This window comes from Dinoroseobacter sp. S124A (assembly GCF_049801015.1).
Taxonomy (GTDB): Bacteria; Pseudomonadota; Alphaproteobacteria; order Rhodobacterales; family Rhodobacteraceae; genus Dinoroseobacter.
Genome location: NZ_JBNAGD010000003.1, coordinates 75,920 through 99,595, shown reverse-complemented (window position 1 = coordinate 99,595; position 23,676 = coordinate 75,920). Strand labels below are relative to the sequence as shown.

The 23,676-nt window shown below is 65.1% G+C and carries 25 protein-coding genes; 9 read left to right on the top strand and 16 right to left on the bottom strand.

What is annotated here, in order from left to right:
- The first annotated feature begins 66 nt into the window (after positions 1 to 66).
- On the top strand, positions 67 to 2,325 hold the full coding sequence (locus tag ACP15I_RS08310) for an NADP-dependent malic enzyme (RefSeq protein WP_424974690.1): 2,259 nt from the start codon (positions 67 to 69) through the stop codon (positions 2,323 to 2,325).
- 134 nt (positions 2,326 to 2,459) lie between these two features.
- On the opposite strand, the gene msrA is transcribed toward ACP15I_RS08310, so the two are convergent.
- On the bottom strand, positions 2,460 to 3,140 hold the full coding sequence (gene msrA / locus ACP15I_RS08305) for a peptide-methionine (S)-S-oxide reductase MsrA (RefSeq protein ID WP_424974689.1): 681 nt from the start codon (positions 3,138 to 3,140) through the stop codon (positions 2,460 to 2,462).
- A gap of 242 nt (positions 3,141 to 3,382) precedes the next feature.
- Here msrA and ACP15I_RS08300 point away from each other — a divergent pair, with 242 nt between their 5' ends.
- Positions 3,383 to 4,075: an HAD family hydrolase gene (locus tag ACP15I_RS08300; protein WP_424966566.1), complete on the top strand. Its 693-nt coding sequence runs from the start codon at positions 3,383 to 3,385 to the stop codon at positions 4,073 to 4,075.
- Positions 4,076 to 4,078: 3 nt separating this feature from the next.
- Here ACP15I_RS08300 and ACP15I_RS08295 read toward each other — a convergent pair whose 3' ends face one another.
- From ACP15I_RS08295 to ACP15I_RS08285, 3 genes are all read right to left on the bottom strand, one after another.
- A complete protein-coding gene (locus ACP15I_RS08295) occupies positions 4,079 to 5,101 on the bottom strand; it encodes a M48 family metallopeptidase (RefSeq protein WP_424974688.1) in 1,023 nt (340 codons plus the stop codon).
- Between the two features lie 7 nt (positions 5,102 to 5,108).
- Positions 5,109 to 6,164, bottom strand: coding sequence for a YjgN family protein (locus ACP15I_RS08290; RefSeq protein ID WP_424974687.1), 1,056 nt, complete (start codon positions 6,162 to 6,164; stop codon positions 5,109 to 5,111).
- An 81-nt stretch (positions 6,165 to 6,245) separates the two neighbouring features.
- Complete coding sequence (locus tag ACP15I_RS08285) at positions 6,246 to 7,463, bottom strand: argininosuccinate synthase (RefSeq protein WP_424974686.1); 1,218 nt, start codon at positions 7,461 to 7,463, stop codon at positions 6,246 to 6,248.
- 109 nt (positions 7,464 to 7,572) lie between these two features.
- Here ACP15I_RS08285 and ilvA point away from each other — a divergent pair, with 109 nt between their 5' ends.
- On the top strand, positions 7,573 to 8,814 hold the full coding sequence (ilvA, locus tag ACP15I_RS08280; RefSeq protein ID WP_424974685.1) for a threonine ammonia-lyase IlvA: 1,242 nt from the start codon (positions 7,573 to 7,575) through the stop codon (positions 8,812 to 8,814).
- Complete coding sequence (locus ACP15I_RS08275) at positions 8,814 to 9,860, top strand: 3-carboxy-cis,cis-muconate cycloisomerase (RefSeq protein ID WP_424974684.1); 1,047 nt, start codon at positions 8,814 to 8,816, stop codon at positions 9,858 to 9,860. Before ilvA ends, ACP15I_RS08275 begins: the two co-directional genes overlap by 1 nt.
- Here ACP15I_RS08275 and ACP15I_RS08270 read toward each other — a convergent pair.
- The 6 genes from ACP15I_RS08270 to ACP15I_RS08245 form a co-directional block, all read right to left on the bottom strand.
- A complete protein-coding gene (locus ACP15I_RS08270) occupies positions 9,857 to 10,702 on the bottom strand; it encodes a 3-keto-5-aminohexanoate cleavage protein (RefSeq protein WP_424974683.1) in 846 nt (281 codons plus the stop codon). The two genes, ACP15I_RS08275 and ACP15I_RS08270, sit on opposite strands and share 4 nt — an antisense overlap.
- A gap of 10 nt (positions 10,703 to 10,712) precedes the next feature.
- Positions 10,713 to 11,327 carry a protocatechuate 3,4-dioxygenase subunit alpha gene (pcaG, locus tag ACP15I_RS08265; protein WP_424974682.1) on the bottom strand — a complete coding sequence of 205 codons (615 nt, stop codon included), beginning with the start codon at positions 11,325 to 11,327 and terminating at the stop codon, positions 10,713 to 10,715.
- A 2-nt stretch (positions 11,328 to 11,329) separates the two neighbouring features.
- Positions 11,330 to 12,067, bottom strand: a complete 738-nt coding sequence (gene pcaH / locus ACP15I_RS08260) for a protocatechuate 3,4-dioxygenase subunit beta (RefSeq protein ID WP_424974681.1) — start codon at positions 12,065 to 12,067, stop codon at positions 11,330 to 11,332.
- Positions 12,064 to 12,459: a 4-carboxymuconolactone decarboxylase gene (gene pcaC, locus ACP15I_RS08255; RefSeq protein WP_424966117.1), complete on the bottom strand. Its 396-nt coding sequence runs from the start codon at positions 12,457 to 12,459 to the stop codon at positions 12,064 to 12,066. The genes pcaH and pcaC overlap by 4 nt, the downstream gene beginning before the upstream one ends.
- Before the next feature lie 12 nt (positions 12,460 to 12,471).
- The gene (gene pobA / locus ACP15I_RS08250; RefSeq protein ID WP_424974680.1) at positions 12,472 to 13,641 is read right to left on the bottom strand and encodes a 4-hydroxybenzoate 3-monooxygenase; all 1,170 of its coding nucleotides are present in this window, start codon (positions 13,639 to 13,641) and stop codon (positions 12,472 to 12,474) included.
- Between the two features lie 72 nt (positions 13,642 to 13,713).
- Positions 13,714 to 14,454, bottom strand: coding sequence for a hypothetical protein (locus ACP15I_RS08245; RefSeq protein ID WP_424974679.1), 741 nt, complete (start codon positions 14,452 to 14,454; stop codon positions 13,714 to 13,716).
- A 68-nt stretch (positions 14,455 to 14,522) separates the two neighbouring features.
- Here ACP15I_RS08245 and paaK point away from each other — a divergent pair, with 68 nt between their 5' ends.
- Entirely contained in the window at positions 14,523 to 15,836 is a 1,314-nt protein-coding gene (paaK, locus tag ACP15I_RS08240) for a phenylacetate--CoA ligase PaaK (RefSeq protein ID WP_424974678.1), read from the top strand.
- Positions 15,837 to 15,865: 29 nt separating this feature from the next.
- On the opposite strand, the gene ACP15I_RS08235 is transcribed toward paaK, so the two are convergent.
- From ACP15I_RS08235 to pcaF, 6 genes are read right to left on the bottom strand one after another with little or no spacing between them, the layout of a single operon-like run.
- Positions 15,866 to 16,924: a 2Fe-2S iron-sulfur cluster-binding protein gene (locus ACP15I_RS08235; RefSeq protein WP_424975032.1), complete on the bottom strand. Its 1,059-nt coding sequence runs from the start codon at positions 16,922 to 16,924 to the stop codon at positions 15,866 to 15,868.
- Between the two features lie 10 nt (positions 16,925 to 16,934).
- Entirely contained in the window at positions 16,935 to 17,393 is a 459-nt protein-coding gene (gene paaD / locus ACP15I_RS08230; protein WP_424974677.1) for a 1,2-phenylacetyl-CoA epoxidase subunit PaaD, read from the bottom strand.
- A 1-nt stretch (position 17,394) separates the two neighbouring features.
- Positions 17,395 to 18,150 carry a 1,2-phenylacetyl-CoA epoxidase subunit PaaC gene (gene paaC, locus ACP15I_RS08225; RefSeq protein WP_424974676.1) on the bottom strand — a complete coding sequence of 252 codons (756 nt, stop codon included), beginning with the start codon at positions 18,148 to 18,150 and terminating at the stop codon, positions 17,395 to 17,397.
- A complete protein-coding gene (gene paaB / locus ACP15I_RS08220) occupies positions 18,147 to 18,431 on the bottom strand; it encodes a 1,2-phenylacetyl-CoA epoxidase subunit PaaB (protein ID WP_424966110.1) in 285 nt (94 codons plus the stop codon). Before paaB ends, paaC begins: the two co-directional genes overlap by 4 nt.
- Positions 18,428 to 19,417, bottom strand: coding sequence for a 1,2-phenylacetyl-CoA epoxidase subunit PaaA (gene paaA / locus ACP15I_RS08215; RefSeq protein WP_424966109.1), 990 nt, complete (start codon positions 19,415 to 19,417; stop codon positions 18,428 to 18,430). Before paaA ends, paaB begins: the two co-directional genes overlap by 4 nt.
- Positions 19,418 to 19,420: 3 nt before the next feature.
- A complete protein-coding gene (pcaF, locus tag ACP15I_RS08210; RefSeq protein WP_424974675.1) occupies positions 19,421 to 20,617 on the bottom strand; it encodes a 3-oxoadipyl-CoA thiolase in 1,197 nt (398 codons plus the stop codon).
- Positions 20,618 to 20,801: 184 nt separating this feature from the next.
- Between pcaF and ACP15I_RS08205 the strand changes: the two genes are divergently transcribed.
- The 4 genes from ACP15I_RS08205 to modC are packed head-to-tail and all read left to right on the top strand — an operon-like array spanning position 20,802 to position 23,673.
- Positions 20,802 to 21,161: a winged helix-turn-helix domain-containing protein gene (locus ACP15I_RS08205; RefSeq protein ID WP_424974674.1), complete on the top strand. Its 360-nt coding sequence runs from the start codon at positions 20,802 to 20,804 to the stop codon at positions 21,159 to 21,161.
- Entirely contained in the window at positions 21,154 to 21,903 is a 750-nt protein-coding gene (modA, locus tag ACP15I_RS08200; RefSeq protein WP_424974673.1) for a molybdate ABC transporter substrate-binding protein, read from the top strand. The genes ACP15I_RS08205 and modA overlap by 8 nt, the downstream gene beginning before the upstream one ends.
- Positions 21,896 to 22,594, top strand: a complete 699-nt coding sequence (modB, locus tag ACP15I_RS08195; protein WP_424974672.1) for a molybdate ABC transporter permease subunit — start codon at positions 21,896 to 21,898, stop codon at positions 22,592 to 22,594. The genes modA and modB overlap by 8 nt, the downstream gene beginning before the upstream one ends.
- Positions 22,591 to 23,673 (top strand): molybdenum ABC transporter ATP-binding protein, encoded by a 1,083-nt coding sequence (modC, locus tag ACP15I_RS08190; RefSeq protein ID WP_424974671.1) that lies wholly within the window; start codon positions 22,591 to 22,593, stop codon positions 23,671 to 23,673. The genes modB and modC overlap by 4 nt, the downstream gene beginning before the upstream one ends.
- Positions 23,674 to 23,676: the final 3 nt, after the last annotated feature.

The window sequence follows — 23,676 nt, the reverse complement described above, 5'->3', positions numbered from 1 at the left end:
CGTGCAAGGTGTTGAGGCACCCCGCCAACCTCGTTACACCAGTCGGACCGTTGAGGAGGAGAGACCATGGCCGGCAACAACAAGATCACCCGCGAGGACGCGCTCGCCTACCATCTGGAGCCGACCCCGGGCAAGCTGACGGTCAATGCCTCGACCCCCATGAGTACCCAGCGAGATCTGAGCCTGGCCTATTCGCCCGGCGTCGCCGTGCCCTGCGAAGCGATCGCCGAAAATCCCGAGACGGCCTATGACTACACGACCAAGGGCAACCTTGTGGCGGTGGTCTCGAACGGCTCGGCTGTGCTGGGGCTCGGCAATCTGGGCGCGCTGGCCTCCAAGCCGGTGATGGAGGGGAAGTCGGTCCTTTTCAAACGGTTCGCGGATGTGAACTCCATCGATATCGAGCTCGACACCGAGGATCCCTCCGCGATCATTCAGGCGGTCAAGCTGATGGGGCCGACCTTTGGCGGGATCAATCTCGAGGATATCAAGGCGCCCGAATGCTTCATCATCGAGCAGCGCCTCAAGGAAGAGATGGACATCCCGGTCTTCCATGATGACCAACACGGCACGGCGGTGATCACGGCGGCGGGGCTGCTGAACGCGCTGCATATCACTGGCAAGAAGATCGAAGACTGCCGCATCGTTCTGAATGGGGCGGGCGCGGCAGGGATCGCCTGTATCGAGCTTGTGAAGGCGATGGGCGCCAAGCATGACAATTGCATCGTCTGCGACACCAAGGGCGTGATCTATCAGGGTCGCACCGAGGGTATGAACCAGTGGAAATCGGCCCATGCGGCGCGGACGGATCTGCGCACGCTGACCGAGGCGATGAAGGGAGCCGACGTGTTCCTCGGTGTCTCGGTCAAGGGTGCGGTGACGGCGGAGATGCTTCAATCCATGGCGGATGATCCGGTGATCTTTGCCATGGCGAACCCGGATCCGGAAATCACCCCGGAAGAGGCCCACGCCATTCGCCCCGACGCCATCGTCGCCACCGGCCGTTCGGATTACCCGAACCAGGTGAATAACGTGCTCGGCTTTCCGTATCTGTTCCGCGGCGCGCTGGATATCCGGGCACGGGCCATCAATGACGAGATGAAGATCGCCTGTGCGCAGGCTCTGGCCGAGCTTGCCCGGGAGGATGTGCCCGACGAGGTCGCGCTGGCCTATGGCCGCAAGCTGAGCTTTGGCCGGGATTACATCATTCCGACGCCGTTCGATCCGCGCCTGATCCATACGGTGCCGCCCGCCGTGGCGCGTGCCGGGATGGATACGGGTGTGGCGCGCAAACCCATCGTGGACATGGCGGGCTACGAGCAGTCGCTGCGCGCGCGGATGGATCCGACAGCCTCGATGCTGCAGGGCATGTTTGCCCGGGCAAAGGGCACACAGGCGCGCATGATCTTTGCCGAGGGCGACGATATCCGCGTTTTGCGGGCTGCGGTGACCTACCAACGGTCCGGCCTTGGCAAAGCGCTGGTCGTGGGTCGCGAGGATGACGTGCGCGAACGGTTGGAGGCCGCGGGGATCGGCGATGCTTACCGTGAGCTGGAGATCGTGAATGCGCGGAACACCCGGCATTTGGACAGCTACAAGGAGCTGCTCTACACCCGGCTGCAACGCAAGGGCTATGACCGGTCCGATGTGCACCGTCTGGCGGCGCGGGACCGGCATGTGTTCTCGTCGCTGATGCTGGCACATGGGCATGGGGATGGACTTGTGACCGGGGCGACCCGGAAATCGGCCCATGTTCTGGGGCTGATCAACACGGTGTTCGACGCCACCGCCGAGGATGGCGCGGTCGGGGTGACGGCGCTTTTGGTGAAGGGGCGGATCGTGCTGATCGCGGATACGCTGGTCCATGAATGGCCGAGCCAGACGGATCTGGCGGATATCGCGACGCGGGCGGCCGGGACGGCGCGGTCTCTGGGTCTCGAGCCTCGTGTGGCCTTTGTCAGCTTCTCGACCTTTGGCTATCCGGTCTCGGAGCGGGCCACAAAGATGCATGAAGCGCCCCGTGTTCTGGACGAGCGCGGTGCCGATTTCGAGTATGATGGCGAGATGACCGTGGATGTGGCGCTCGACCCGGACATCATGGAGCAATACCCGTTCTGCCGCCTCACGGGGCCTGCGAATGTGTTGGTGGTGCCGGCGCGGCACTCGGCCTCGATTTCGGTCAAGCTGATGCAGCAGCTCGGCGATGCGACGGTGATCGGGCCGATCCTGTCGGGCGTGGGCAAGCCGATCCAGCTCTGCTCGGCGACATCGACGGCCAATGACATTCTCAACATGGCAGTTCTGGCGGCCTGCAAGGTGGGCTAGGGGGCGCGGTCCTTGCGGACCGCGCGGACGCGCATCGCTGGATCGGTTTTGCGGCCGGTGACGTCACCGCCTCAGCGCCGACATGAAAAAGGCCCCTTTCGGGGCCTTTTGCGATGGGGATGGGTGAAGCGCGTTCAGCTTCCGGTAAAGGGAGCGGCGTCGCCCCAGATCGCCTTGACCCGGGCATCGCGTCCGCAGCCCTTGCGGTACCGCTTATAGGCTTCGGCCTTGGTCTTGGGTCCGAACCGGGTGAGGACGCGGGTTTGCGACTTGTAGTAATCCTGGTGGTAGTCTTCCGCCTCGAAGAAGGTCGCGGCCTCGCGGATCGGGGTGACAATCTTGCGGCCGAGATCGGCCTCCGCCTGAGCCACGGCGGCTTCGGCATCGGCACGTTGGGCCGAGGTGGCGAAGATCGCCGTTGTATAGCTGTGCCCGCGGTCGCAGAACTGCCCGCCCGCATCCAGCGGGTCGATGCTGCGCAGGAACTTGTCGAGGATCTCGCGCGTGGAGACCTTGCGCGGGTCATACTCGATCTCGACCACTTCCAGATGGCCGGTTCCGCCGCGCGTCACCTGCTTGTAGCTCGGGTTGTCGACCGTGCCGCCCGCGTAGCCGGAGACCACCTCGATCACGCCAGGCACTTGTTCGAAGTCTTTCTCGACGCACCAGAAACAGCCGCCCGCCACGACGATCTTCTCAGTGCCGCCGGCATGGGCCTGCTGGCATTCCGCGGCGATGCCGAGCACGATCGCCACGGCCAGAAGCACCGGCTTGAACCGGGCGAAATTCGGGAAGGGGAACGAGGGATGGGTCATAAAGGCCTCCTTGCGATGGGGGTATTTTGCCGCGAGCTGTCGCACAGGCTCAAGTCACCGGCCCGTGAGGTCACGCAGTGGTGAGGCAAAGCTTGGCTATGTTTCAATCCGGGTCTAACTTCGGCGGAAAACAGGGGAAATCACGGGCGAATGGTTACAGATCTCAACATTTTCAGATGCGGCCTTGCAGCAGGACTCGCGGCCGCCGCGATTGGTGAGCGTGTCACTGGGGGGGCTGCGTGATGCGGATCGCCATGTGGAGCGGGCCACGCAACCTGTCGACAGCGATGATGTACAGCTTCGGCGCGCGGGCTGATTGTGCCGTGCGCGACGAGCCGTTCTACGGCGCCTATCTCGCCCTGACCGGTCAGGATCACCCCATGGCCGAAGAGATCATCGCCGCCCATGAAACCGACCCGCAGGTGATCGCCGCATCCTGCCTGGCGCCCATCCCCGAGGGGGTGCCCCATCTCTACATGAAGCATATGCCCCACCATATGGTCCCGGGCGTGCCGGTGGATTGGGCCGAGGCGTGCGTGAACGTGCACCTGATCCGCCATCCTGCCCGGGTGATTGCGAGCTACGGGGCGAAACGGGCGGAGATGACGCTGGAGGATATCGGGTTCCCTCAGCAGAGCGCGCTGTTTGACAAGATCGGCGGAGTCGTCGTGGACAGCGCCGATATCCGCGCGGACCCTGCGGGCATGCTGCAGCGGATATGTGCCGAGATTGGTCTGTCTTACGATCCGGCGATGCTGTCCTGGCCTGCCGGGGGCCGCCCCGAGGACGGGGTCTGGGCCCGGCATTGGTACGGGGCGGTGCACCGCTCCACCGGGTTTGCCGGTCCCGAAGGGCCGCTGCCCGAGACGGAGTCCCCGCTCCTGCCCGAGGCGCTGGAGATCTATGAGGAGCTGGCCGCTAGAAAGCTTTCCTGACGGCTAGCGCGCATCCAGATAGGCGTCGATATCGTCGATCCGGTCTCGGTTGCCGGGATGGGTCGAAAGCCAGCCACCGCCATCACCAACCTCGGCGGCGAGGGCTTCGAAGAACTCCTTGAGGCCCGCGGGATCATACCCCGCCGCATCCGCCAGCCGCAGGCCGACCTGATCGGCCTCGGTTTCCTGCTCGCGCGAGAAGGAGAGCGAGAGCAGGACATTCCCCTCGAGCAGCACATCCTCGAGCAGCGGACCCGTTTCCCCGGCGATCAGCGCGACCATCACGTAGATCCCGAGGGAGCGATAGAGCCGCTTGAGCGCGTGTTTCTCCATCACATGGGCCATTTCATGGCCAAGCACGGCAGCAATCACATCATCGTCGAACTGGTTCGTCAGCGCATCGGTCAGCACGACCGTGCCGCCGGGCAGGGCGAGCGCGTTGGGCCCGAGGCCGGGCAGGGCGCGGAACTCCAGCGTCAGCTCTTCGGCGATTGCGCGGTCCGGCACCACCGCCCGCAGATCCTCGAAAATCTCGCGCGCACCTGCCTGCTGCCCCGCGCTCAGCTGGGTTGGACGCCCGATCGTGGCATCCATGGCCGCGAGCGTGCTGCGGTCCATGGCATGGATCAGGGGCGCAGGGGTCAGCGCGACCGCCACATTGACCAAAACCGCCAGCGCGACCGTGTACACCAGCCAGCCACCGAGCAACCCGCCGATCACGAAGAGGATCAGGCGGGGGTGAAACCGTTCGAGCCCGTGCAGGTGCGACCAGAACCCGGGTGGGTCCAGCGTGGCGATGGCGTCGAAATCCTCGCTTTCGAATTCCGCGCCGTTTTGAAACCGCAATTTGCGGGGCAGCGCTCCGAGCCGCGGTTCGATGGTTACATCACTCAGCGCGTTCTCGGCCATCAACCCGCCCTCGGCCCCAAAGAGCCGGGCATGTCCGCCCTGAACCCGGAGCTCGGCCGCGCTCTGCATCGAGCTGCCGCCGGATGTGGCCATCCCCTTGGCGCGTATGTCGGTCATCCGACCCTCACAAGTTGATGTCGAAATCGATGCCCTCGATATCGGTGAAGGCATCTCCGATGGAGCTCTTCTCCGCCTCGAAATGGGAGATGAAGCCATCCAGCGACCCGTCGGGCACGAATTCCGTATGGGCGGCAAAGTAGCTGGTCAACCGGATCTGGGCCCAGGGCAGGAGCAGCCCGAAGGAGAAGATCACCGCGACACCGTTCGTGGCGACGATCCACAAAATGGCCATGGGCGAGACCGTCGAGACAAAGCTGTGGCGTCCATCCAGCAGCGTATTGTTGTACACGACATTTCGAATGAAGGCCTGAAAGAGGGTGACCGAGGTCACGAAGGCGAAGAACAGGAAGAAAAGGGCCAAGAAAAACACCGTCCCGCCGAACAGCTCCGCCGTGTCTTGCGGATCGTTGAAATCCATACCGGTGATGCCCGAGTGGCCGATCGAAAGGGTCAGTATCACCCCAAGTCCACAGAAGACCACGAGCAGAAACCACAGGAGCGAGAGGCCAAAGGCCTTGTAAAAGGGTCCAATCGGGGCATCGAAGCTCAAGGGGCTCCGGCCCAGGACATGGCCGTTCGTGGTGTATCGGCGCTGGGCGCGCTCGGCAAAGGGCCAGGCAAGATAGAGCGTGAACACGGTCAGGAAGGGCACCAGCAGATAGGCTTTGAACGCCCCGCCATAGGTCCCGGTGAAGTTGAAGCGCACGCCGGACCAGCTCGACACCCGTGCGTTGAACCGGAGCGACCGGTAGAGCAGGTAGGGAAAGACCCCTATGAACAGCAGGGGCAGAACAATTGCCAGAATGGGGATCGTCGCGAGCACCGAATAGGCGATCAGCCCGATCACCACGATGATCCGCCCGATCAGGATCTGCTTGCCCGTGGCGTGGTAGTCGAAGCTCCGCCCGGCAATCTTGGTGTTGCGATAGAAGTACTGCTTGGTCCGCACCTTGGCCCAGGCGGAATAGATCCCGACTGTCAGAATGGTCAGGACCAGATTGACCATCCAGATCCCGAACCACTCTTTCGTGGTGCCATTGAATTCAACGCGTTCGCCCATGGCTGCCTCTGTTTGTGTCGCTCGCAAGCCTAAGCCGGGCAAACTGGCAAAACAAAGGCGCTGGGACGGACCGCGACGATATTACTTCAGGCGCTTGTTCCGGGCTGCCAGCAGTTTCAGGCGCAGGGCGTTCAGTTGGATGAAACCCGCCGCGTCCTTCTGGTCATAGGCTCCGGCGTCATCCTCGAAGGTGACATGGGCCTCGGAATAGAGGCTGTGCTCGGACCAGCGGCCCACGGTGCGCGCGAGACCCTTGTAGAGCTTGAGCCGCACAGTGCCGGTCACATGGTCCTGGCTCTGGTCGATCAGGGCTTGTAGCATCTCGCGCTCGGGCGAAAACCAGAAGCCGTTATAGATCAGCTCCGCATAGCGCGGCATCAGCTCATCCTTGAGATGCGCCGCGCCCCGATCCAGCGTGATCTGTTCGATCCCGCGATGGGCCTCGAGCAGGATGGTACCGCCCGGGGTTTCATAGATGCCGCGGGATTTCATGCCGACAAACCGGCCCTCAACAAGGTCGAGACGCCCGATCCCGTGCTTGCCGCCAAGCTCGTTGAGCTTGGTCAGAACGGTCGCCGGGGACATGGCCTCGCCATTGATCGAGACCGCATCGCCCTTCTCAAACCCGATCTCGACATATTCGGGCTCGTTGGGCGCCTCCTCGGGAGAGACGGTGCGTTGATAGACGTAATCGGGTGCGTCTTCTGCGGGATCCTCGAGGACTTTGCCCTCGGACGAGGTGTGCAGCAGGTTCGCATCCACCGAGAACGGCGCCTCGCCGCGCTTGTCCTTGGCGATCGGGATCTGGTTCTTCTCGGCGAAGTCGATCAGCTTGGTGCGGCTCGACAGGTCCCACTCACGCCAGGGGGCGATGACCTTGATGTCGGGGTTCAGGGCATAGGCGGCCAGTTCGAACCGGACCTGGTCATTGCCCTTGCCGGTCGCGCCATGGGCAACGGCATCCGCGCCCTCGGCCTCGGCAATCTCGACCAGCCGCTTCGAGATCAGCGGCCGCGCGATCGAGGTGCCCAGCAGGTAGAGACCCTCATAGACCGCATTGGCCCGGAACATCGGGAAGACGAAGTCGCGAACGAATTCCTCGCGCAGATCTTCGATATAGATCGCGCTCGCGCCCATCATCTCGGCCTTGGCCCGGGCGGGCTCCAGCTCTTCGCCCTGACCGAGATCGGCGGTGAAGGTCACGACCTCGCAGTTATACTCGGTCTGCAGCCATTTCAGGATGATCGACGTGTCCAAACCACCGGAATAGGCGAGAACGACTTTCTTTGGCGCGGACATGGGCGGGAGTCTCCTTGGGCTACTTCGCCCGTGCGGTTATCGACTTTTGCGCCGCAGGGCAAGCGGACCCCGCCTTGCACCCGCTGCAGGATGCTGAAACTGTCGGCCCATGACCGAGTTTGCCGATAATGCCCATAGGGCAGAGCGCGCCATGCGACCGCTTTTCCCTGCCACGCCGCTGCAGCGGAACGCGCATCTGTCCGAGCGGTTCGGAGCAGAGATCTGGCTGAAGCGCGAGGATCTCTCGCCGGTTCGGTCCTACAAGATCCGCGGGGCGTTCAACGCGATCTCGAAGCGTGTGGCCGAGGGGCAGACCCAGTTTGCCTGTGCCAGTGCGGGCAACCATGCTCAGGGCGTTGCCTATGCCTGTCAGCATTTCGGGGTGCATGGGGTGGTGTTCATGCCGGTGACGACCCCGCTGCAAAAGATCGACAAGACGCGGATCTTCGGTGGCGCGGCCATCGATATCCAGCTGGTTGGGGACTATTTCGACGACACGCTCGCCGCGGCACAGGCCTATTGCGGCGAGGCCGGCGCGACCTTTCTGTCCCCCTTTGACGATGCGGATGTGATGGAGGGGCAATCGACCGTCGCGGTCGAGGTGCTGGACCAATTGGACAGCCCGCCTGACATGGTGATTCTGCCCGTGGGTGGGGGCGGTCTCTCTTCAGGAATGAAGGGGTATTTCGACGCGTCGGGGGTTGCGGTCGATCTGCGCCTGGTGGAGCCGTCGGGGGCCACAAGCCTCGCTGCCGCGCTGGAGGCGGGCGCGCCACAGACCCTCGCCCGGGTGGATAACTTCGTGGATGGGGCCGCCGTGGCGCGGATCGGGGCGCGCCCCTTCGAGATCCTGCGCAATGTGCCGCGGGATCACGTGCTCTCGGCGCCGGAGGACCGGATCTGTCACACCATGCTCGAGATGCTGAATGTCGAAGGGATCGTGCTGGAACCCGCCGGGGCGCTGGCCGTGGACGTGTTGGAGCCGCTGCGCTCCGAGATCAGGGGCAAGCGGGTGGTCTGCGTGACGTCCGGCGGCAATTTCGATTTCGAGCGGTTGCCCGAGGTGAAGGAACGCAGCCTGCGCTTTGCGGGTCTCAAGAAGTATTTCATCCTGCGGTTGCCGCAGCGTCCGGGCGCCCTGAAGGAGTTTTTGGGCTTTCTCGGCCCCGAGGATGACATCGCGCGGTTCGAGTATCTCAAGAAATCCGCGCGGAATTTCGGTTCGGTTCTGATCGGGATCGAGACCAAGGATGCGGGCGCATTTGAGCAGCTCTTTGCACGGCTTGATGCGGCGGGCTTTCCGTTCCGGGACATCACCGAGGACGCGCTTTTGTCAGAGTTTCTGATCTGATGGCGGCGGGGGGGCAAAACAGGCTCTTTGACGGGCTGTTTGCAGATCCCGAGGTGGCGGCGCTCTTCTCTGCCGAGACGATGCTGGCGCAGTTCATGGCCTTTGAATGCGCGCTGACCCGGGCGCAGGGTCGGTGGCGCGCTCTGCGAAACGCAGAGCGCGCGGTCGCGCATATGGAAACGGTGCGCCTTGCGCCGGAGGGTGTTGCAGCGCGGGTCCGCCGGGACGGGGTTCCCGTCCCGGCCTTCGTGGCCGCGCTCCGGGCCGAGATGGGCGCGGATGCCGATGCCGTACATCAGGGTGCGACCAGCCAGGATGTGATGGATACGAGCCTCGCCTTGTCCCTGCGCGGTGTCAGTGACCTGTTGGACGCGCGGCTCGCGAACCTTCTGGCGCAGCTCGCAACGCTCACAAGACACCATGGGGCGACGCCTCTGATGGGGCGGACCCGGATGCAGGCGGCCCTGCCCATGACCGTGGCGGATCGGCTAGCAAGCTGGACCGCGCCCCTCGAACGCACGCGCGCCCGCCTGCCCGAGATCCGCGCCGGGGTCGAACATCTTCAGCTCGGAGGGCCGGTTGGCGTCCGGGCACCGGAGGATGACGCGGTCGCCGCCGACATGGCCAAGGCGTTGGGCCTGCAACCCCCCGGTCTCGTCTGGCATGCGACGCGGGATGGCGTGGTGGCCTATGGCAACTGGCTCGCGCTGGTGAGTGGCAGCCTCGGCAAGATGGGGCAGGACCTCGCGCTCATGGCGCAGCAGGGTCTGGACGAGGTGCGGCTCAGCGGTGGTGGCGCCAGCTCCGCCATGCCGCACAAGCAGAACCCGATTGCCGCCGAGATCCTCGTGACGCTCTCGCGGTTCAACGCCACCCAGATCAGTGGACTGCACCACGCCATGGTGCATGAGCAGGAACGGTCCGGGGCGGCCTGGTCGCTGGAATGGATGATCCTGCCCCAGATGTGCGAGGCAACCGGGGCCGCGCTCCTCCATGCGCGGGACCTGCTCGACGGGATCGAGCGGCTCGGTACGCCGACCGCCTAGGCGGCGACGGCTGCAGGACGCAGGCCGAGGATCTCGCGCGCCTGATCCGGGCGCGCCACCGGGCGCTCATACTGATCGCAAAGCGCGACGACCCGCCGGACCAGTGCCGCATTCGACGGCGCCAGCGTCTCACGGTCCAGCCGGACGTTGTCCTCGAGGCCCGTGCGCGCGTGGCCGCCGCCGGCCACGCACCATTCGTTCATCACGATCTGATTGGCCCCGATGGCCGCGCCGCACCATTCCGCCCCGGGCAGCAGCCGCTCAACCGTTTTCACATAGAACTCGAAGCTCTCGCGGTCCACGGGCATCGCATTCTTCACCCCCATGACGAACTGAATATAGGGCCGCGCTGGCAGCCGCCCGTCCCGATGCATCGCGGCGGCCTGATGGATATGGCTGAGATCGAACGCCTCGATCTCGGGGATCACGCCATGGGTGACCATCTCGCTGGCGAGCCAATCCACCAGATCGGGCGGATTCTCGTACACGCGCTTGGGGAAGTTGTTCGACCCGACGGTGAGCGAGGCCATGTCCGGGCGCAGGGGCAGCATCCCGCCCCGATCCTGCCCGGCCCCGGACCGTCCGCCGGTGGAAAACTGGATGATCATGCCCGGGCAATGCTTGAGAAGACCCTCCTGCAGGCGCGCAAATTTCTCAGGATCGCTCGAGGGACTCTCATCGGGGTTGCGCACATGGCAATGGGCGATGCTCGCGCCCGCCTCAAAGGCTTCGTGGGTGCTCTCGATCTGTTCGGCGACCGTGATCGGCACCGCCGGGTTCGCCGCCTTGGTGGCTACGGAACCGGTGATCGCAACGCAGATGATGCAGGGTTTGGTGCTCATGGCTCCATCCTCAGAAGTCAAAAAAGATCGTCTCTTGGGGGCCCTGCAGATGCACATCGAACCGGTAGCGGTCCGGGCCCTCGGGCAGGGCGAGCAGGGTGGGGATCCGGCGCTGATGCTCGATCCGGGTCAGGATCGGATCCTCGGCATTGGCGGCGGGTTCGTCGGCGAAGTAGATCCGCGTCTGTAGGCCCAGATTGATGCCGCGCGCCACGATCCAGAGGCTGATATGGGGCGCTTGCAGGGATCCGTCGCGGAACGGCACGCGCCCGGGCTTCACCGTCTCAAAGAGGTAGGCCCCGGTCGCGCCATCGCTGGCACTGCGCCCCCATCCGGTGAAATGTGGATCCCCGGGACCGCGCGGATCACCCGCCACAAACCGGCCCGCCGCATCCGCCTGCCAGATCTCGAGCAGAGCATCCTTGAGCGGTGCCCCCGCGCCATCATGGACCACGCCGGTCAGGGTGATCTGTTGGCCGTCTACTGGTCCGGTGATCAGACGCGCGCCGAGATCCTCGGGATAAACACCGGCGATCCCCGACCGGTTCGGAACGCAGCCGATATGGACATAGGGTCCGGCAGTCTGAGAGGGGGTCTCTTTGAGATCGTGCAGGGGCTGGGTCATGGTCACATTCCCTCGGGTCGGTTTTCGAACATGGTCTGACGGCGCCCGCGCAGTACGATATCGAATTTGTAGGCGCGCGCATCCATGGGGATGTTACGGGCCATGTCCAGCGGGGCAATCAGGCTTTTGACCGCCTCGGGTGACGAGATCGCGCCGACAATTGGGCAGCGCCAGATCAGGGGATCGCCCTCAAAATACATCTGGGTCACGAGGCGCTGGGCGAAGGCCGGGCCAAACACCGATAGATGGATATGGGCCGGACGCCAGTCATTGGCCGTGTTGGGCCAGGGGTAAGGACCGGGCATCACCGTGCGAAACTCGTAATGTCCATCCGGGCCCGAGATCACTCGCCCGCACCCGCCGAAATTCGGATCGAGCGGCGCGAGGTAGCTTTCTTTCTTGTGACGATAGCGCCCGCCTGCATTGGCCTGCCAGATCTCGATCAGCGCATCCGGCACTCCGCGCCCGGTCTCATCCAGCACGCGCCCATGAACGACGATCCGGGGCCCGATGGCCGCGCTGCCATCCTTGCTGAAATTGTGGATAAGGTCATTATCCCGCGGCCCGAGGATGTCGTGGCCAAAAACCGGCCCGGTCTCTTCGCCGAGGCTCGTGGGGAAAGAGAGCGGGGCAAAGCTCGGCGCCCGTTTCACGGTAGTCTTGTAGGCCGGGCTCAGCGGGGCCGGGTGCCAGTCCCGGTCACGGCGAAAATAGCCCCCTGAGGGTGGCGTCTCGGTCATGCCTCGCCCTCCATCTCGGCGAAGGTCGCCTTGGCAAGCTTGATCGCGTGGTTGGCCTTGGGCACGCCGGCATAGATGGCTACATGCTGGAACGCCTCCATCACGTCCGATTGGCTGGCCCCGGTATTGGCGCAGGCGCGCACATGCATCGGGATTTCGGCGAAATTCCCGGTGGCGGCGAGCAGGGCGAGGGTCAGCATCGACCGCTCGCGCCGGGTGATCGCATCGCTGGCCCAGACCGTACCCCAGGCACCTTCGGTGATCAGGGTCTGGAACGGCGTGTCGAGGTCGCTGCGCGCGGCCTCGGCGCGGTCCACATGGACGTCGCCCAGAACCTCGCGCCGGACGGCCATGCCCGCGTCATAGCGTGTGTTGGGGGTGTCTGTGCTCATGAAAACCGTCTCTTAATAGGGCAATCCGACATAGTTCTGCGCCATCGCGGCCTGGGCGGCCTTGTTGGTGCGCAGGAACTCGATCTCGGCCAGCTGGATCTTGTATTCGAACTCCGTCTGATCTGGGAAGCGATGCATCAGCGTGCTGAACCACCAGCTGAAGCGCTCGGTCTTCCAGACCCGGGCAAGGGCGCGTTCGGAATAGCGGTCAAGACCCTCGGCATCGCCCTCCTCATAGACTTGGCGCAACCCGGTATAGAGGTAATGCACATCCGAGGCGGCCGTGTTCAACCCCTTGGCTCCGGTGGGCGGCACGATATGCGCGGCATCCCCGCAGAGAAACAGCCGCCCCCAGCGCATGGGTTCGGTCACGAAGCTGCGTAGGGGCGCGATGGATTTCTCGATGGAGGGGCCGGTCACGAGCCGCGCGGCCTGCTCGCCGGGGATCCGCCGCCGCAATTCGTCCCAGAAGGCCTGATCGCTCCAGTCTTCGGGACGGTCATCGAGACGGCACTGGATGTAGTAGCGGCTGAGCGCCTCGTTCCGCATGGAACACAGCGCAAATCCCCGCTCGGAATTGGCGTAGATCAGTTCGTGATGGACCGGCGGTGTGCGCGAGAGGACCCCGAGCCAGCCGAACGGATAGACTTTTTCATAATCCTTGCGAAGGGTTTCGGGGATGGTCTTGCGACTGACCCCGTGGAACCCGTCGCAGCCCGCCACATAGTCGCAAGCCAGTGTCTGGCGGGCGCCATCCACCGTGTACTGCACCTTGGGGCTGTCTGTGTCGGCTCCAACGATCTCTACATCCGAGACCTGAAAAACCAGCCGTCCGTCCGTCGCCTCGCGCGCCTCATAGAGGTCGCGGGTCACCTCGGTCTGACCATAGACCATGACCGGCTTGTCCGTATGCTCGGTGAAATCGATGCGGAACATCTCGTCGCCATAGGAGAGCAGCGTCCCGTCATGGGCAAAGCCCTCGCGGTAGACCCGCTCGCCCACGCCCGCCTCGGTCATCAGATCGAGCAGCCCCTGTTCCAGCACGCCGGCCCGGATCCGTTGCAGAACATAGGCCTTGGTTTGCCGTTCGAGCACGACGGAGTCGATCCCGCGCGTGTGCAGAAGCTGCGACAGCAGGAGCCCGGACGGTCCCCCGCCAATGATGGCGACCTGAGTGCGCATCCTCTCCTCCGTGAACGCGGCAAGGAGGAGGCTAGTCCCATCCTCCGCCCAAGTAAATTGATCCGGACCCGGTCAGGGCGCGGGGGGTGTCGGGTTGAGCCGGGGCAGGGCAGCGAGATGCGCGGCCACACGTGCCCGACAGGCCGCGCCGACCCAATCGGGACCCAAAAGCGCCTCTGCCTCGGGCGCAAGCCGCAGGGCAAGACGCCGCCAATGGTGCAGGATCACAAGGCGCTGGGCCGTGGCGGTCATGGGGTCTTCGGGGCGGGTTGGGCCATGATCCAGAGCATCCCGAAGCCCTGCCAGATCTGTGCAGAGCGGTTCCTGCACCGCCGAAGCCGCGACCCAGGGTGGCAATGGCCCCGTCAGGGGGGCTGAGAGGGTGTCCGCACCACCGGGCACAGGGCCGAGATACCGGCCCGCGCCCAGTAAAAGAGCCTGTTTTGGGGCCTCGGCCCCGTCTCGTGTCACGATCACATAGCGTGCAGGGGCGTCGGGGATGGCCGGGGCATAGACCCGGTCGGCGACGGCGGCTGTCTCGGCCCGGCCCCGAGTGCTCAACCCGTAAAGCCCGATCCGCCCCCGGCGGGTGGCCGTGATCCAGCCATCCTTGCGCAGCCGGTGCAGTGCCACGCGCTGGGCCTCGGGCCTGATCCGCAGCTGTCCGAGGATCTCGGAGATCTGCGGTCCCGACAGGACCGCCCCGTCTGCCATGGCGGCGTCACCAAAAAGTGTCACCAGCAGGGACCAGACCTTCAGGTCGCCTGTCTGGCAAAGCGTCGCGATCAGGTCCGTGGTTTGTATGCGCGTCATTCGTTGCATCCGCATTGATCTGCGATCCGCTTCGGTGCACCCTTTGTCCAGCCACGGGAGGGGCGCATATGGAAGACTTGGGGGCACGGCCCGAGGAGCTCGAACCGATCGAGCGGGCCTCGCGCGACGAGATCGCAGCATTGCAACTGGACCGGCTGAAATGGTCCCTGAACCACGCCTATGCCAATGTGCCCATGTACCGCGCGCGGTTCGATGCGGCCGGGGTGCATCCCGATCAGCTGCAGCAGCTCTCGGATCTGTCGCGCTTTCCCTTCACCGGCAAGGACGACCTGCGGGCGAACTATCCGTTCGGCATGTTTGCCGTGCCCCGGTCCGAAATCCTGCGGATCCATGCCTCGTCGGGGACGACGGGCAAGCCGACGGTGGTCGGCTACACGGCGGCGGATTGCGACCTCTTCGCCAATATGGTGGCCCGCTCGCTGCGTGCGGCTGGGGTGCGCAAGGGCGATATGGTTCATAATGCCTATGGCTATGGCCTGTTCACTGGCGGGCTTGGCGCCCATGTGGGGATCGAGCGGCTGGGCGCGACCGTGGTGCCGGTCTCGGGTGGCATGACCCAGCGACAGGTGACGTTGATCACGGATTTTGCACCGGACGCGATCATGGTCACGCCCTCCTATATCCTCAACATCCTTGAGGAGTTTCACCGGCAGGGCCTCGACCCGCGGGACAGCTCGCTCAAGGTCGGGGTGTTCGGGGCCGAACCCTGGACCAACGCCATGCGCGCCGAGGTCGAGGCGGCGTTCGATATGCATGCGGTGGATATCTACGGGCTCAGCGAGATCCTCGGGCCCGGGGTCGCCAATGAATGCGTCGAGACCAAGGATGGTCTCCATGTCTGGGAGGACCACTTCTATCCCGAGATCATCGACCCGGCGACGGGCGCGGTCCTGCCCGATGGCGAAATGGGGGAGCTGGTCTTCACAACACTCACCAAGGAAGGTCTGCCCATGGTGCGCTACCGGACGCGGGACTTGACGCGGCTCTTGCCGGGGACTGCGCGGTCCATGCGGCGGATGGAAAAGATCACGGGGCGGTCGGATGACATGATGATCCTGCGCGGGGTGAATGTCTTTCCCACCCAGATCGAAGAGCAGTTGATGGCGACGGACGGCCTTGCGCCCCATTTCCAGATCGAGCGGTTCACGGATGGGCGGCTCGACGCCATGCGGGTCCATGTGGAGGCCCTGCCGAATGCTGCCGATGACGCAAGCCGGGGTGCCGCGCGCGCGGCGCTGGTGCGCCGGGTCCGCGAAACGGTCGGCGTCAGCGTCGAGGTCGCCGTGGGCGATCCGGGCAGCGTGGCGCGGTCCGAAGGCAAGGCCGTGCGGGTGATCGACCGGCGGTCCGATCCGGGATGAGCACGCGAGACAGGCTCTAAACAAGGCGATCAGGCGTCATAATCGATCTCGAGCGGGCCCGAGACCGGATAGCTCTGGCAGGTCAGGATGTAGCCGTCGCGCACCTGATCGTCCTCAAGCGCGTGGTTCGCCCGCATCTCGACCTCGCCGCGCAGCACCCGTGCGCGACAGGTCGAACAGACCCCGGCGGTGCAGGCAAAGGGCGCGTCGATATCCGCCGCCCGCGCGGCCTCGAGCAGGCTCTGATCCTGCGCAACGGTGAGGTCCTGACGAATGCCCCCCACCGTGATCTGCGTCGCGATGCCCGGCGCATCCGGCGCCACATGGCGGGGCGCGGGGGCGAGTTTGCCCGGCTGATCGGCGGCAAAAAGCTCGAACCGAATGCGATCTTCGGGCTGGCCATGGGCGGCGAGCGCGGTGGCGACTGCCTCCCGCATCGGGCCGGGGCCGCAGATATAGCTCGCATCAACCTGATCCAGCGGGATCCACCGGGTGAAGAGCGCAGCGCATTTCTCGGTATCGAGACGCCCGGAGAAGAGCGGAATGTCCTGCCCACTTTCGAGCACATGGATCACCGTCAGCCGGTCGAGATAGAGGTTCTTGAGGTCCTCCAGCGCGTCCCGGAACATGATCGAGGCCGGGCTGCGATTGGCATAGATCAGCGTCGCCTGCGCCGCTCCATCCTGCCGGAGCAATGTCCCGATCAGCGACAGGATCGGTGTGATCCCGGACCCGCCCGCCACAAACAGCAGATGTCTGCCCGCCGTCTCGGGCAGGGTGAACTGCCCCATGGGCGGCATCACCTGCAGGCTGTCACCCACGCGCAGCTCCGTATTGGCCCAGCCGGAAAACGCGCCGCCGGGCACATGCTTGATCCCGACGCGCAAGGCCTCGTCCCCCTCGGGCGCACAGATCGAGTAGGACCGGCGCAGCTCCACCTCGCCGATCTGCCGTCGGAAAGTCAGGTATTGCCCGGCCTTGAAGGCAAACGCCTCCGGCGTGTCCGGGCGCAGGGTCACGGCCACCGCGTCCCGCGTCGTGCGGTCGATCCGGGTGACGGTGGCAGTGTGAAAGCGCGGCGCGGCCATGGTCACATCCTCAGAGGCATTTGAAATAATCGAAAGGCTCAAGGCAGCTGCGGCAGCGCCATTGGGCCTTGCAGGGCGTGGATCCGAACTGGCTGACCCGTTCGAGATCCGTGCCCGCGCACCGGGGGCAGGCGGTGGGGCCGCCGCTCGGGCTGGGCGGCGCGATGCCGAAGGCCGTGAGCTTGGCGCGCCCGGCCGCGCTGATCCAGTCGGTGGTCCAGGGCGGAGCGATGCGCGTTTCGATCCGCAGCGCCTCGATGCCGCGTGCGGTCAGGGCCGTCTCGATATCTTGCGCGATGACGCGCGTGGCCGGGCAGCCGGAATAGGTCGGGGTCACGGTCACGGCCAGGGTCTCGGCCTCCCACCGGACATCGCGGATGACGCCCAGATCCACGACCGAGATGGCGGGGATTTCGGGGTCCGGAACTTCCTCAAGCCAAGACCAGATCTGCGCGACCGGGGGGTGCATGTCACCACACCGCATCGGGATGGCTGCGCGGCAGAATCTGCATCACCGCCAGCATCGGACCCAGATGCTCGGTATGGCGCGCGCCGGTCTTGCCGCCGGTCTGGGCAAATTCGCTCTCGGGAATGCGGAGGGTCGCCTCGGTCAGGGTCGCGCGAACCGTCTCCTCCCATGCAGGGCGCAGGCTGTCCGGCGTGGGGCCAAGCCCGGCCTCGGCGATCTCGGTCTCGACCGCATCCGGTGTCAGCGCCTCGCCCGCATAGGGCCAGAGCCGATCCAGCGCCGCCTGCATGCGGCGATGGCTTTCCTCGGTCCCGTCGCCCAATGCGATCACAAGACCCCGGGACCGTTCCAGATGATAGGCGCTTTCCTTCGCGACCTTGGCGGCGATCCCGGCGATCCGGGCATCGCCGCTCTGGGACAGGGCGGCCAAAAGCGGCTCTTGATAAGCGTCAAACAGGAATTGCCGCAGGATCGTGTGGCCAAAATCCCGGTTCGGCTGTTCCAGCAGCAAGAGGTTCCGAAACCCACGTTCATCGCGGAAATAGGCCAGATCATCGGCACTGCGTCCGGCCCCCTCAACCTCGGCGGCGAGGCCCAGCCACATCTGCGCCTGCCCGATGAGATCCAGCGCGGTATTGGCCAGCGCGATGTCTTCTTCGAGCACGGGCGCATGGCCGCACCATTCCGACACCCGGTGACCGAGCACCAGCGCATTGTCCCCGAGGCGACAGAGGTATTCGAACAGGGCCGCGTTCACATCGGCCCCACATCGTCGGGAATGTCGAAGAAGGTCGGGTGGCGATAGACCTTGTCCTCGGCCGGATCAAAGAGCGGACCCTTGTCCGACGGGCTGGAGGCGGCGATATGCCGGGCCTCCACCACCCAGATGCTGACGCCTTCGTTGCGGCGGGTATAAACGTCGCGCGCATTCAGGATCGCTCGCTCGGCATCCGGCGCATGGAGGCTGCCCACATGGCGATGACCCATGCCATGCTGCCCACGGATGAACACCTCCCAGAGGGGCCATTCACCGCTCATTCCGCCGCCACCCGGGTTGCGCATTTCGCGGCATGGGCGCTCAGGGCGTCGCGCACCCAGGCACCGTCATCCCACGCATCCCGCCGCGCCTGCAGCCGTTCGGTATTGCAGGGCCCGTTGCCCTTGAGCACCTCGAAGAACTCGTCCCAGTCAGGCTCGGAAAAGTCATACTGCCCGGTCTCGTCATTCCAGCGCAGATCCGGGTCGGGCACGGTCAGGCCGAGATACTCCGCCTGCGGGACGGTCTGGTCGACGAATTTCTGGCGCAGCTCGTCATTGGTGTTCATCTTGATCCGCCAGGCCATGGATTGCGCGGAATGCACGCTGTCCTTGTCGGACGGGCCGAACATCATCAGCGACGGATACCAGAACCGGTCGAGCGCATCCTGCGCCATGGCGCGCTGGGCGGGCGTGCCCTCGGCCATCTTACGCATGATGTCGAACCCTTGCCGCTGGTGGAAGGATTCCTCCTTGCAGATCCGCACCATGGCCCGGGCATAGGGCCCGTAAGAGGTGCGCTGCAACGGGACCTGGTTCATGATCGCGGCCCCGTCCACGAGCCAGCCCACCGCCCCCATATCCGCCCATGTGAGGGTCGGGTAATTGAAGATCGACGAGTATTTCATCCGCCCCTCGTGGAGCGCCTCGAACAGCTCATCCCGACTGACCCCGAGGGTCTCGGCCGCACAATAGAGGTAGAGCCCGTGGCCCGCCTCATCCTGCACCTTGGCCAGCAGGATTGCCTTGCGTTCCAGCGTGGGGGCGCGGGTGATCCAGTTGCCCTCGGGCAGCTGACCGACGATCTCGGAATGGGCATGTTGCCCGATCTGCCGGATCAAGGTCTTGCGATAGCCCTCGGGCATCCAGTCTTTGGGCTCGATGGTCTCGCCCGCGTCGATCCGGGCCTGAAAGGCGCGCTCCTGCGGGGTCATCTCCTCGTGGGACTTCACGCCGCGTCCGGTGGATTTGATCATCTGTGCATACATCGGTCAGACCCTTTCCAAAATCATTGCCACGCCTTGCCCGACCCCGACGCACATGGTGCACAGGGCGTAGCGCCCCTGCCTGCGGTGCAACTCGCGCACCGCCGTCAGCACCAGCCGCGCGCCGGACATGCCCAGCGGATGGCCGAGGGCGATCGCGCCGCCATTGGGGTTCACATGGCCCGCATCGTCCGGCAGGCCGAGCGTGCGCAGGCAGGCAAGCACCTGAGCCGCGAAAGCCTCGTTCAACTCGATCACATCCATCTGGTCGAGGGACAGTCCCGCGATCTCAAGCACCTTGCGCGTTGCGGGCACGGGACCGAGCCCCATGATGCGGGGCGCAACCCCGGCACTGGCCGTGGCGACGATCCGCGCGAGGGGCGTGTGATGGCGGCTCAGCGCATCGTCCCCAAGCAGGAGCGCCGCCGCGCCGTCATTCACCCCGGCGGCATTGCCTGCGGTCACGCTCCGCTCCGGTCCGTTGATCCCCTTGAGCCGGGCGAGTGCGTCCAGTGTGGTCTCGGCGCGCGGATGTTCATCCCTGTCGACCCGGGTCGTGCCCTTGCGCGTGGTGATCTCGACCGGGGTGATCTCTTCGGCGAAGTGACCGTTCTCCATGGCCTTGGCGCAGCGGGTCTGGCTGCGAAACGCATAGGCATCCTGATCCGCGCGGGCGATGCCATGATCCTCGGCCACGTTATCGGCGGTCTGGGGCATGGACTCGGTGCCAAATGCCGTCGCCATGGCCGGGTTCACGAAACGCCAGCCGATGGTTGTGTCATGGATCTCGGCCTGCCGGTCGAAGGGCCGGGTGGCCTTGGCCATCACGAAGGGCGCGCGCGTCATCGATTCCACGCCGCCCGCGATCACCTGCGTCGCCTCGCCAAGCCGGATCGCGCGTGCGCCTTGGGCCACCGCGTCGAGGCCGCTAGCGCAAAGCCGGTTGACCGTGATCCCCGGTACGGTCTCGCCCAGCCCGGCCAGCAGGCCCGCCATCCGCGCCACATTGCGGTTGTCCTCACCGGCCTGGTTTGCGCAGCCGAGCACGATCTCGTCGGTGGCCCTCGGGTCGAGCTTCGGGTGGCGGGTCAGAAGCGCCCGGATCGGGATCGCGGCCAGATCATCCGCGCGCACGGGCGCCAGCGCGCCGCCAAAGCGGCCAATCGGCGTGCGCACGCCGTCAAAAACATAGGCTTCGGTCATGACCGGTCCTCTCCCCCTCATGGGGTAGGATAAGGCAGCGTCGAAGCTCGCGCAATAAAAACGTTACAGATTGGATTGTCAGGATGAGCGTTTGTAACGCTATGATGCCGCCTCAGGTTCGTTATTGCCGGAGAACAATAACGCGAGTACGGTCCCCCAGATCCAGTGTCAGCGAGTCCCCCCGATGGTTGCCGCCCCCCGTCTCCGCATCCGCCTGCAATTCGAAGAAGGCTCGCGCCTTGGGCCGGGCAAGGCTGACCTGCTTGAGACGATCGGAAAGACCGGGTCGATTTCCGCCGCCGGGCGCGAGATGAAGATGAGCTACACGCGCGCTTGGGCGCTGGTGGAGCAAATGAATGAAAGCTTCGCCGAGCCCCTCGTGGCCAGTGCCCGGGGCGGGGCGAAGGGCGGCGGCGCGCAGCTGACCGAGGCTGGCCAGCAGGTGCTTGCCGCGTTCCGCGCCCTCGAGACCGCAGCGCAGCAGGCGGGTGCCGCCCAGATCGCGGCCATCACCGCCCTGCGCAAGGAGGCACCAGATGACTAGACTGCGGGCTCTGGCGTTTCTGGTCATGGCGATTGCCCTGCCCCTGCGCGTGGAGGCGGATGTCTCGGTCTTTGCTGCCGCGAGCCTCAAGAATGCCCTCGAGGAGATTGCTGCGGCTTGGACCGAACGCACGGGTGAAAAGGTGACCCTGACTTTCGCGGCCAGTTCGACCATCGCCCGGCAGGTGGATCAGGGCGCGCCCGCGGATATTGTCCTGCTGGCCAATGAGGCCTGGATGGATTGGCTCGAAGAGCGGGAGCGCCTGCGCCCCGAGACCCGCCATGGGCTGGTTGGCAATCGGCTGGTCCTGATCGCGGCGGAGCCTGTTTCCCTGACCCCCGCGCCGGGCTTTCCCTTGGCCGAGGCGCTGGGCGACGACCGTCTCGCCATGGCCCTTGTCGACGCAGTGCCCGTGGGCATCTACGGCAAGGCGGCCCTGACCAATCTGGGTGTTTGGCAGGACGTCGCGCCGCGCATCGCGCAAACGGACAATGCCCGGGCCGCGCTCGCCCTGGTCGCCACTGCCGAAGCCCCCTTTGGCATTGTCTATGCCAGTGATGCGCGGGCCGAGACGCGTGTGACGATTGCAGGGGAGTTCCCGCGCGAGAGCCATCCGCCCATCCGCTATCCGGCTGCCTTGAACGCCGAAAGCCCCGATCAGGCACTCGGATTCTTTGCCTTTCTCGCGGGTGATGCAGCGCGTCTTGTTTTCGACCGGCACGGGTTCGAGACCGATGACTGACTGGCTCGGCCAGGATGCGTGGGAGGCGGTCGCCTTATCCCTGCGCGTCTCGATCTGGGCCACGCTGTGCAGCTTGCCCTTGGGGATCTTCGTGGCCTATGCGCTGGCGCGCTGGCGCTTTCCCGGTCGACAGATCCTCAACGGGCTCGTGCATCTGCCTTTGATTCTGCCACCCGTGGTTACGGGCTACCTGCTGTTGCTGACCTTCGGGCGACGCGGCCCGGTGGGCGCTTTCCTCGAATCGAGCTTCGGGATCGTGCTGGCCTTCCGCTGGACCGGCGCTGCCCTCGCTGCGGCGATCATGGCGTTTCCGTTGATGGTTCGGGCGATCCGCCTTGCGATCGAAGCGGTGGATCCCCGGCTCGAGCAGGCGGCAGGCACGCTGGGGGCCTCGCCTTTGGTCGTCTTTGTCACCGTCACCCTCCCGCTGATCCTGCCGGGTGTTCTGACGGGGACGATCCTCGCCTTTGCCAAGGCGATGGGCGAGTTTGGGGCGACGATCACCTTCGTGTCCAATATCCCGGGCGAGACCCAGACGGTGCCGTCGGCGATCTATGCGTTTTTGCAGGTGCCCGGGGGTGAAGAAACGGCCTTTCGGTTGGTGATCGTCTCGGTTGTGCTGGCCATGGGCGCGCTGCTGCTGTCCGAGATGGTTTCGCGGGCCGTCGCCCGGCGGATTTCAGGCGCATGACCCTGTCTGTCGCCGTCCAGCATCGGGCCGGGTCCTTTGCGCTCGATGTGCAGTTCGAAGCCCCGCCGGGGGTGACAGCCCTGTTCGGCAAATCCGGCTCCGGCAAGACTACCGTCGTCAATGCGGTGGCGGGCCTTTTGCGCCCGGATGCGGGGTCGGTGCGTGTCGCGGGTCGGGTGCTTGTGGATCGGGGGCAGGGTGTCTGGGTGCCACCCCATGAGCGGCGTCTGGGCTATGTGTTTCAGGAAGGGCGGCTGTTTCCGCATCTCACCGTGCGCCAAAATCTTCTCTATGGTCAGAAACGGCGCGGAACCCAGAGGAGCGGGACGACTCTCGGGGCCGTTGTGGATTTGTTGGGGCTCTCGGGGCTTTTGCCGCGTCGACCGACGGATCTGTCCGGAGGCGAAAAACAGCGCGTGGCCATTGGCCGTGCGCTTCTGTCGGAGCCGGATATGCTCCTGATGGACGAACCTCTGGCGGCTCTGGACATGTCCCGAAAAGCCGAAATCCTACCCTATATTCAACGGCTTTGTAGCGAGGTCGGCGTTCCGATCCTCTATGTCAGCCATTCCGTGCCCGAGATCGCACGGATTGCCACAACCGTTGTCGCCTTGGACAGGGGGCGCGTTCTGCGCGTGGGGCGCGCGGAAGAGGTTCTCGCGGATCCAGACATCGCGCCTGTGCTCGGGATCCGCGATGCGGGCGCTCTGATCTCAGGCGTGCTGACGGATCATTTCGACGACGGTGTCAGCGCGCTGACGTTCAGTGGCGGAACACTGATGTTGCCGCGCCAACCTGACCCGGTGGGCACAGAGTTGCGGGTCCGGATCGAGGCCAAGGATGTCATGTTGGCGATCGACCGTCCCAGTGGGATTTCCGCGCTCAACTGCCTCACGGCCCGGATCGAAATGATCCGGCGTGGTGAGGGTCCGGGCGTTCTCGTGCAGCTCAGGGTCGGCTCTGACCTGCTGTTGTGCAGGATCACGCGCCGATCTGCCAACGCGCTGGACCTGAAAACCGGGCAATCCTGCTACGCCATTCTGAAATCGGTCTCGGTCGCCAAACAGGATATCGGCTAGGGC

Bases quoted from the DNA above. Each gene is read 5' to 3' on its own strand.
- pcaH (WP_424974681.1), bottom strand. From the start codon at position 12,067: ATGACCGAGACGCCACCCTCAGGGGGCTATTTTCGCCGTGACCGGGAC.
- modC (WP_424974671.1), top strand. From the start codon at position 22,591: ATGACCCTGTCTGTCGCCGTCCAGCATCGGGCCGGGTCCTTTGCGCTC.
- ACP15I_RS08290 (WP_424974687.1), bottom strand. From the start codon at position 6,164: ATGGGCGAACGCGTTGAATTCAATGGCACCACGAAAGAGTGGTTCGGG.
- ACP15I_RS08285 (WP_424974686.1), bottom strand. From the start codon at position 7,463: ATGTCCGCGCCAAAGAAAGTCGTTCTCGCCTATTCCGGTGGTTTGGAC.
- pobA (WP_424974680.1), bottom strand. From the start codon at position 13,641: ATGCGCACTCAGGTCGCCATCATTGGCGGGGGACCGTCCGGGCTCCTG.
- modA (WP_424974673.1), top strand. From the start codon at position 21,154: ATGACTAGACTGCGGGCTCTGGCGTTTCTGGTCATGGCGATTGCCCTG.
- ACP15I_RS08235 (WP_424975032.1), bottom strand. From the start codon at position 16,924: ATGGCCGCGCCGCGCTTTCACACTGCCACCGTCACCCGGATCGACCGC.
- pcaG (WP_424974682.1), bottom strand. From the start codon at position 11,327: ATGACCCAGCCCCTGCACGATCTCAAAGAGACCCCCTCTCAGACTGCC.
- ACP15I_RS08295 (WP_424974688.1), bottom strand. From the start codon at position 5,101: ATGACCGACATACGCGCCAAGGGGATGGCCACATCCGGCGGCAGCTCG.
- ACP15I_RS08270 (WP_424974683.1), bottom strand. From the start codon at position 10,702: ATGAGCACCAAACCCTGCATCATCTGCGTTGCGATCACCGGTTCCGTA.
- modB (WP_424974672.1), top strand. From the start codon at position 21,896: ATGACTGACTGGCTCGGCCAGGATGCGTGGGAGGCGGTCGCCTTATCC.
- paaK (WP_424974678.1), top strand. From the start codon at position 14,523: ATGGAAGACTTGGGGGCACGGCCCGAGGAGCTCGAACCGATCGAGCGG.
- msrA (WP_424974689.1), bottom strand. From the start codon at position 3,140: ATGACCCATCCCTCGTTCCCCTTCCCGAATTTCGCCCGGTTCAAGCCG.
- ACP15I_RS08205 (WP_424974674.1), top strand. From the start codon at position 20,802: ATGGTTGCCGCCCCCCGTCTCCGCATCCGCCTGCAATTCGAAGAAGGC.
- ilvA (WP_424974685.1), top strand. From the start codon at position 7,573: ATGACCGAGTTTGCCGATAATGCCCATAGGGCAGAGCGCGCCATGCGA.
- pcaC (WP_424966117.1), bottom strand. From the start codon at position 12,459: ATGAGCACAGACACCCCCAACACACGCTATGACGCGGGCATGGCCGTC.
- ACP15I_RS08310 (WP_424974690.1), top strand. From the start codon at position 67: ATGGCCGGCAACAACAAGATCACCCGCGAGGACGCGCTCGCCTACCAT.
- paaA (WP_424966109.1), bottom strand. From the start codon at position 19,417: ATGTATGCACAGATGATCAAATCCACCGGACGCGGCGTGAAGTCCCAC.
- pcaF (WP_424974675.1), bottom strand. From the start codon at position 20,617: ATGACCGAAGCCTATGTTTTTGACGGCGTGCGCACGCCGATTGGCCGC.
- ACP15I_RS08275 (WP_424974684.1), top strand. From the start codon at position 8,814: ATGGCGGCGGGGGGGCAAAACAGGCTCTTTGACGGGCTGTTTGCAGAT.
- paaB (WP_424966110.1), bottom strand. From the start codon at position 18,431: ATGAGCGGTGAATGGCCCCTCTGGGAGGTGTTCATCCGTGGGCAGCAT.
- ACP15I_RS08245 (WP_424974679.1), bottom strand. From the start codon at position 14,454: ATGACGCGCATACAAACCACGGACCTGATCGCGACGCTTTGCCAGACA.
- ACP15I_RS08300 (WP_424966566.1), top strand. From the start codon at position 3,383: ATGCGGATCGCCATGTGGAGCGGGCCACGCAACCTGTCGACAGCGATG.
- paaD (WP_424974677.1), bottom strand. From the start codon at position 17,393: ATGCACCCCCCGGTCGCGCAGATCTGGTCTTGGCTTGAGGAAGTTCCG.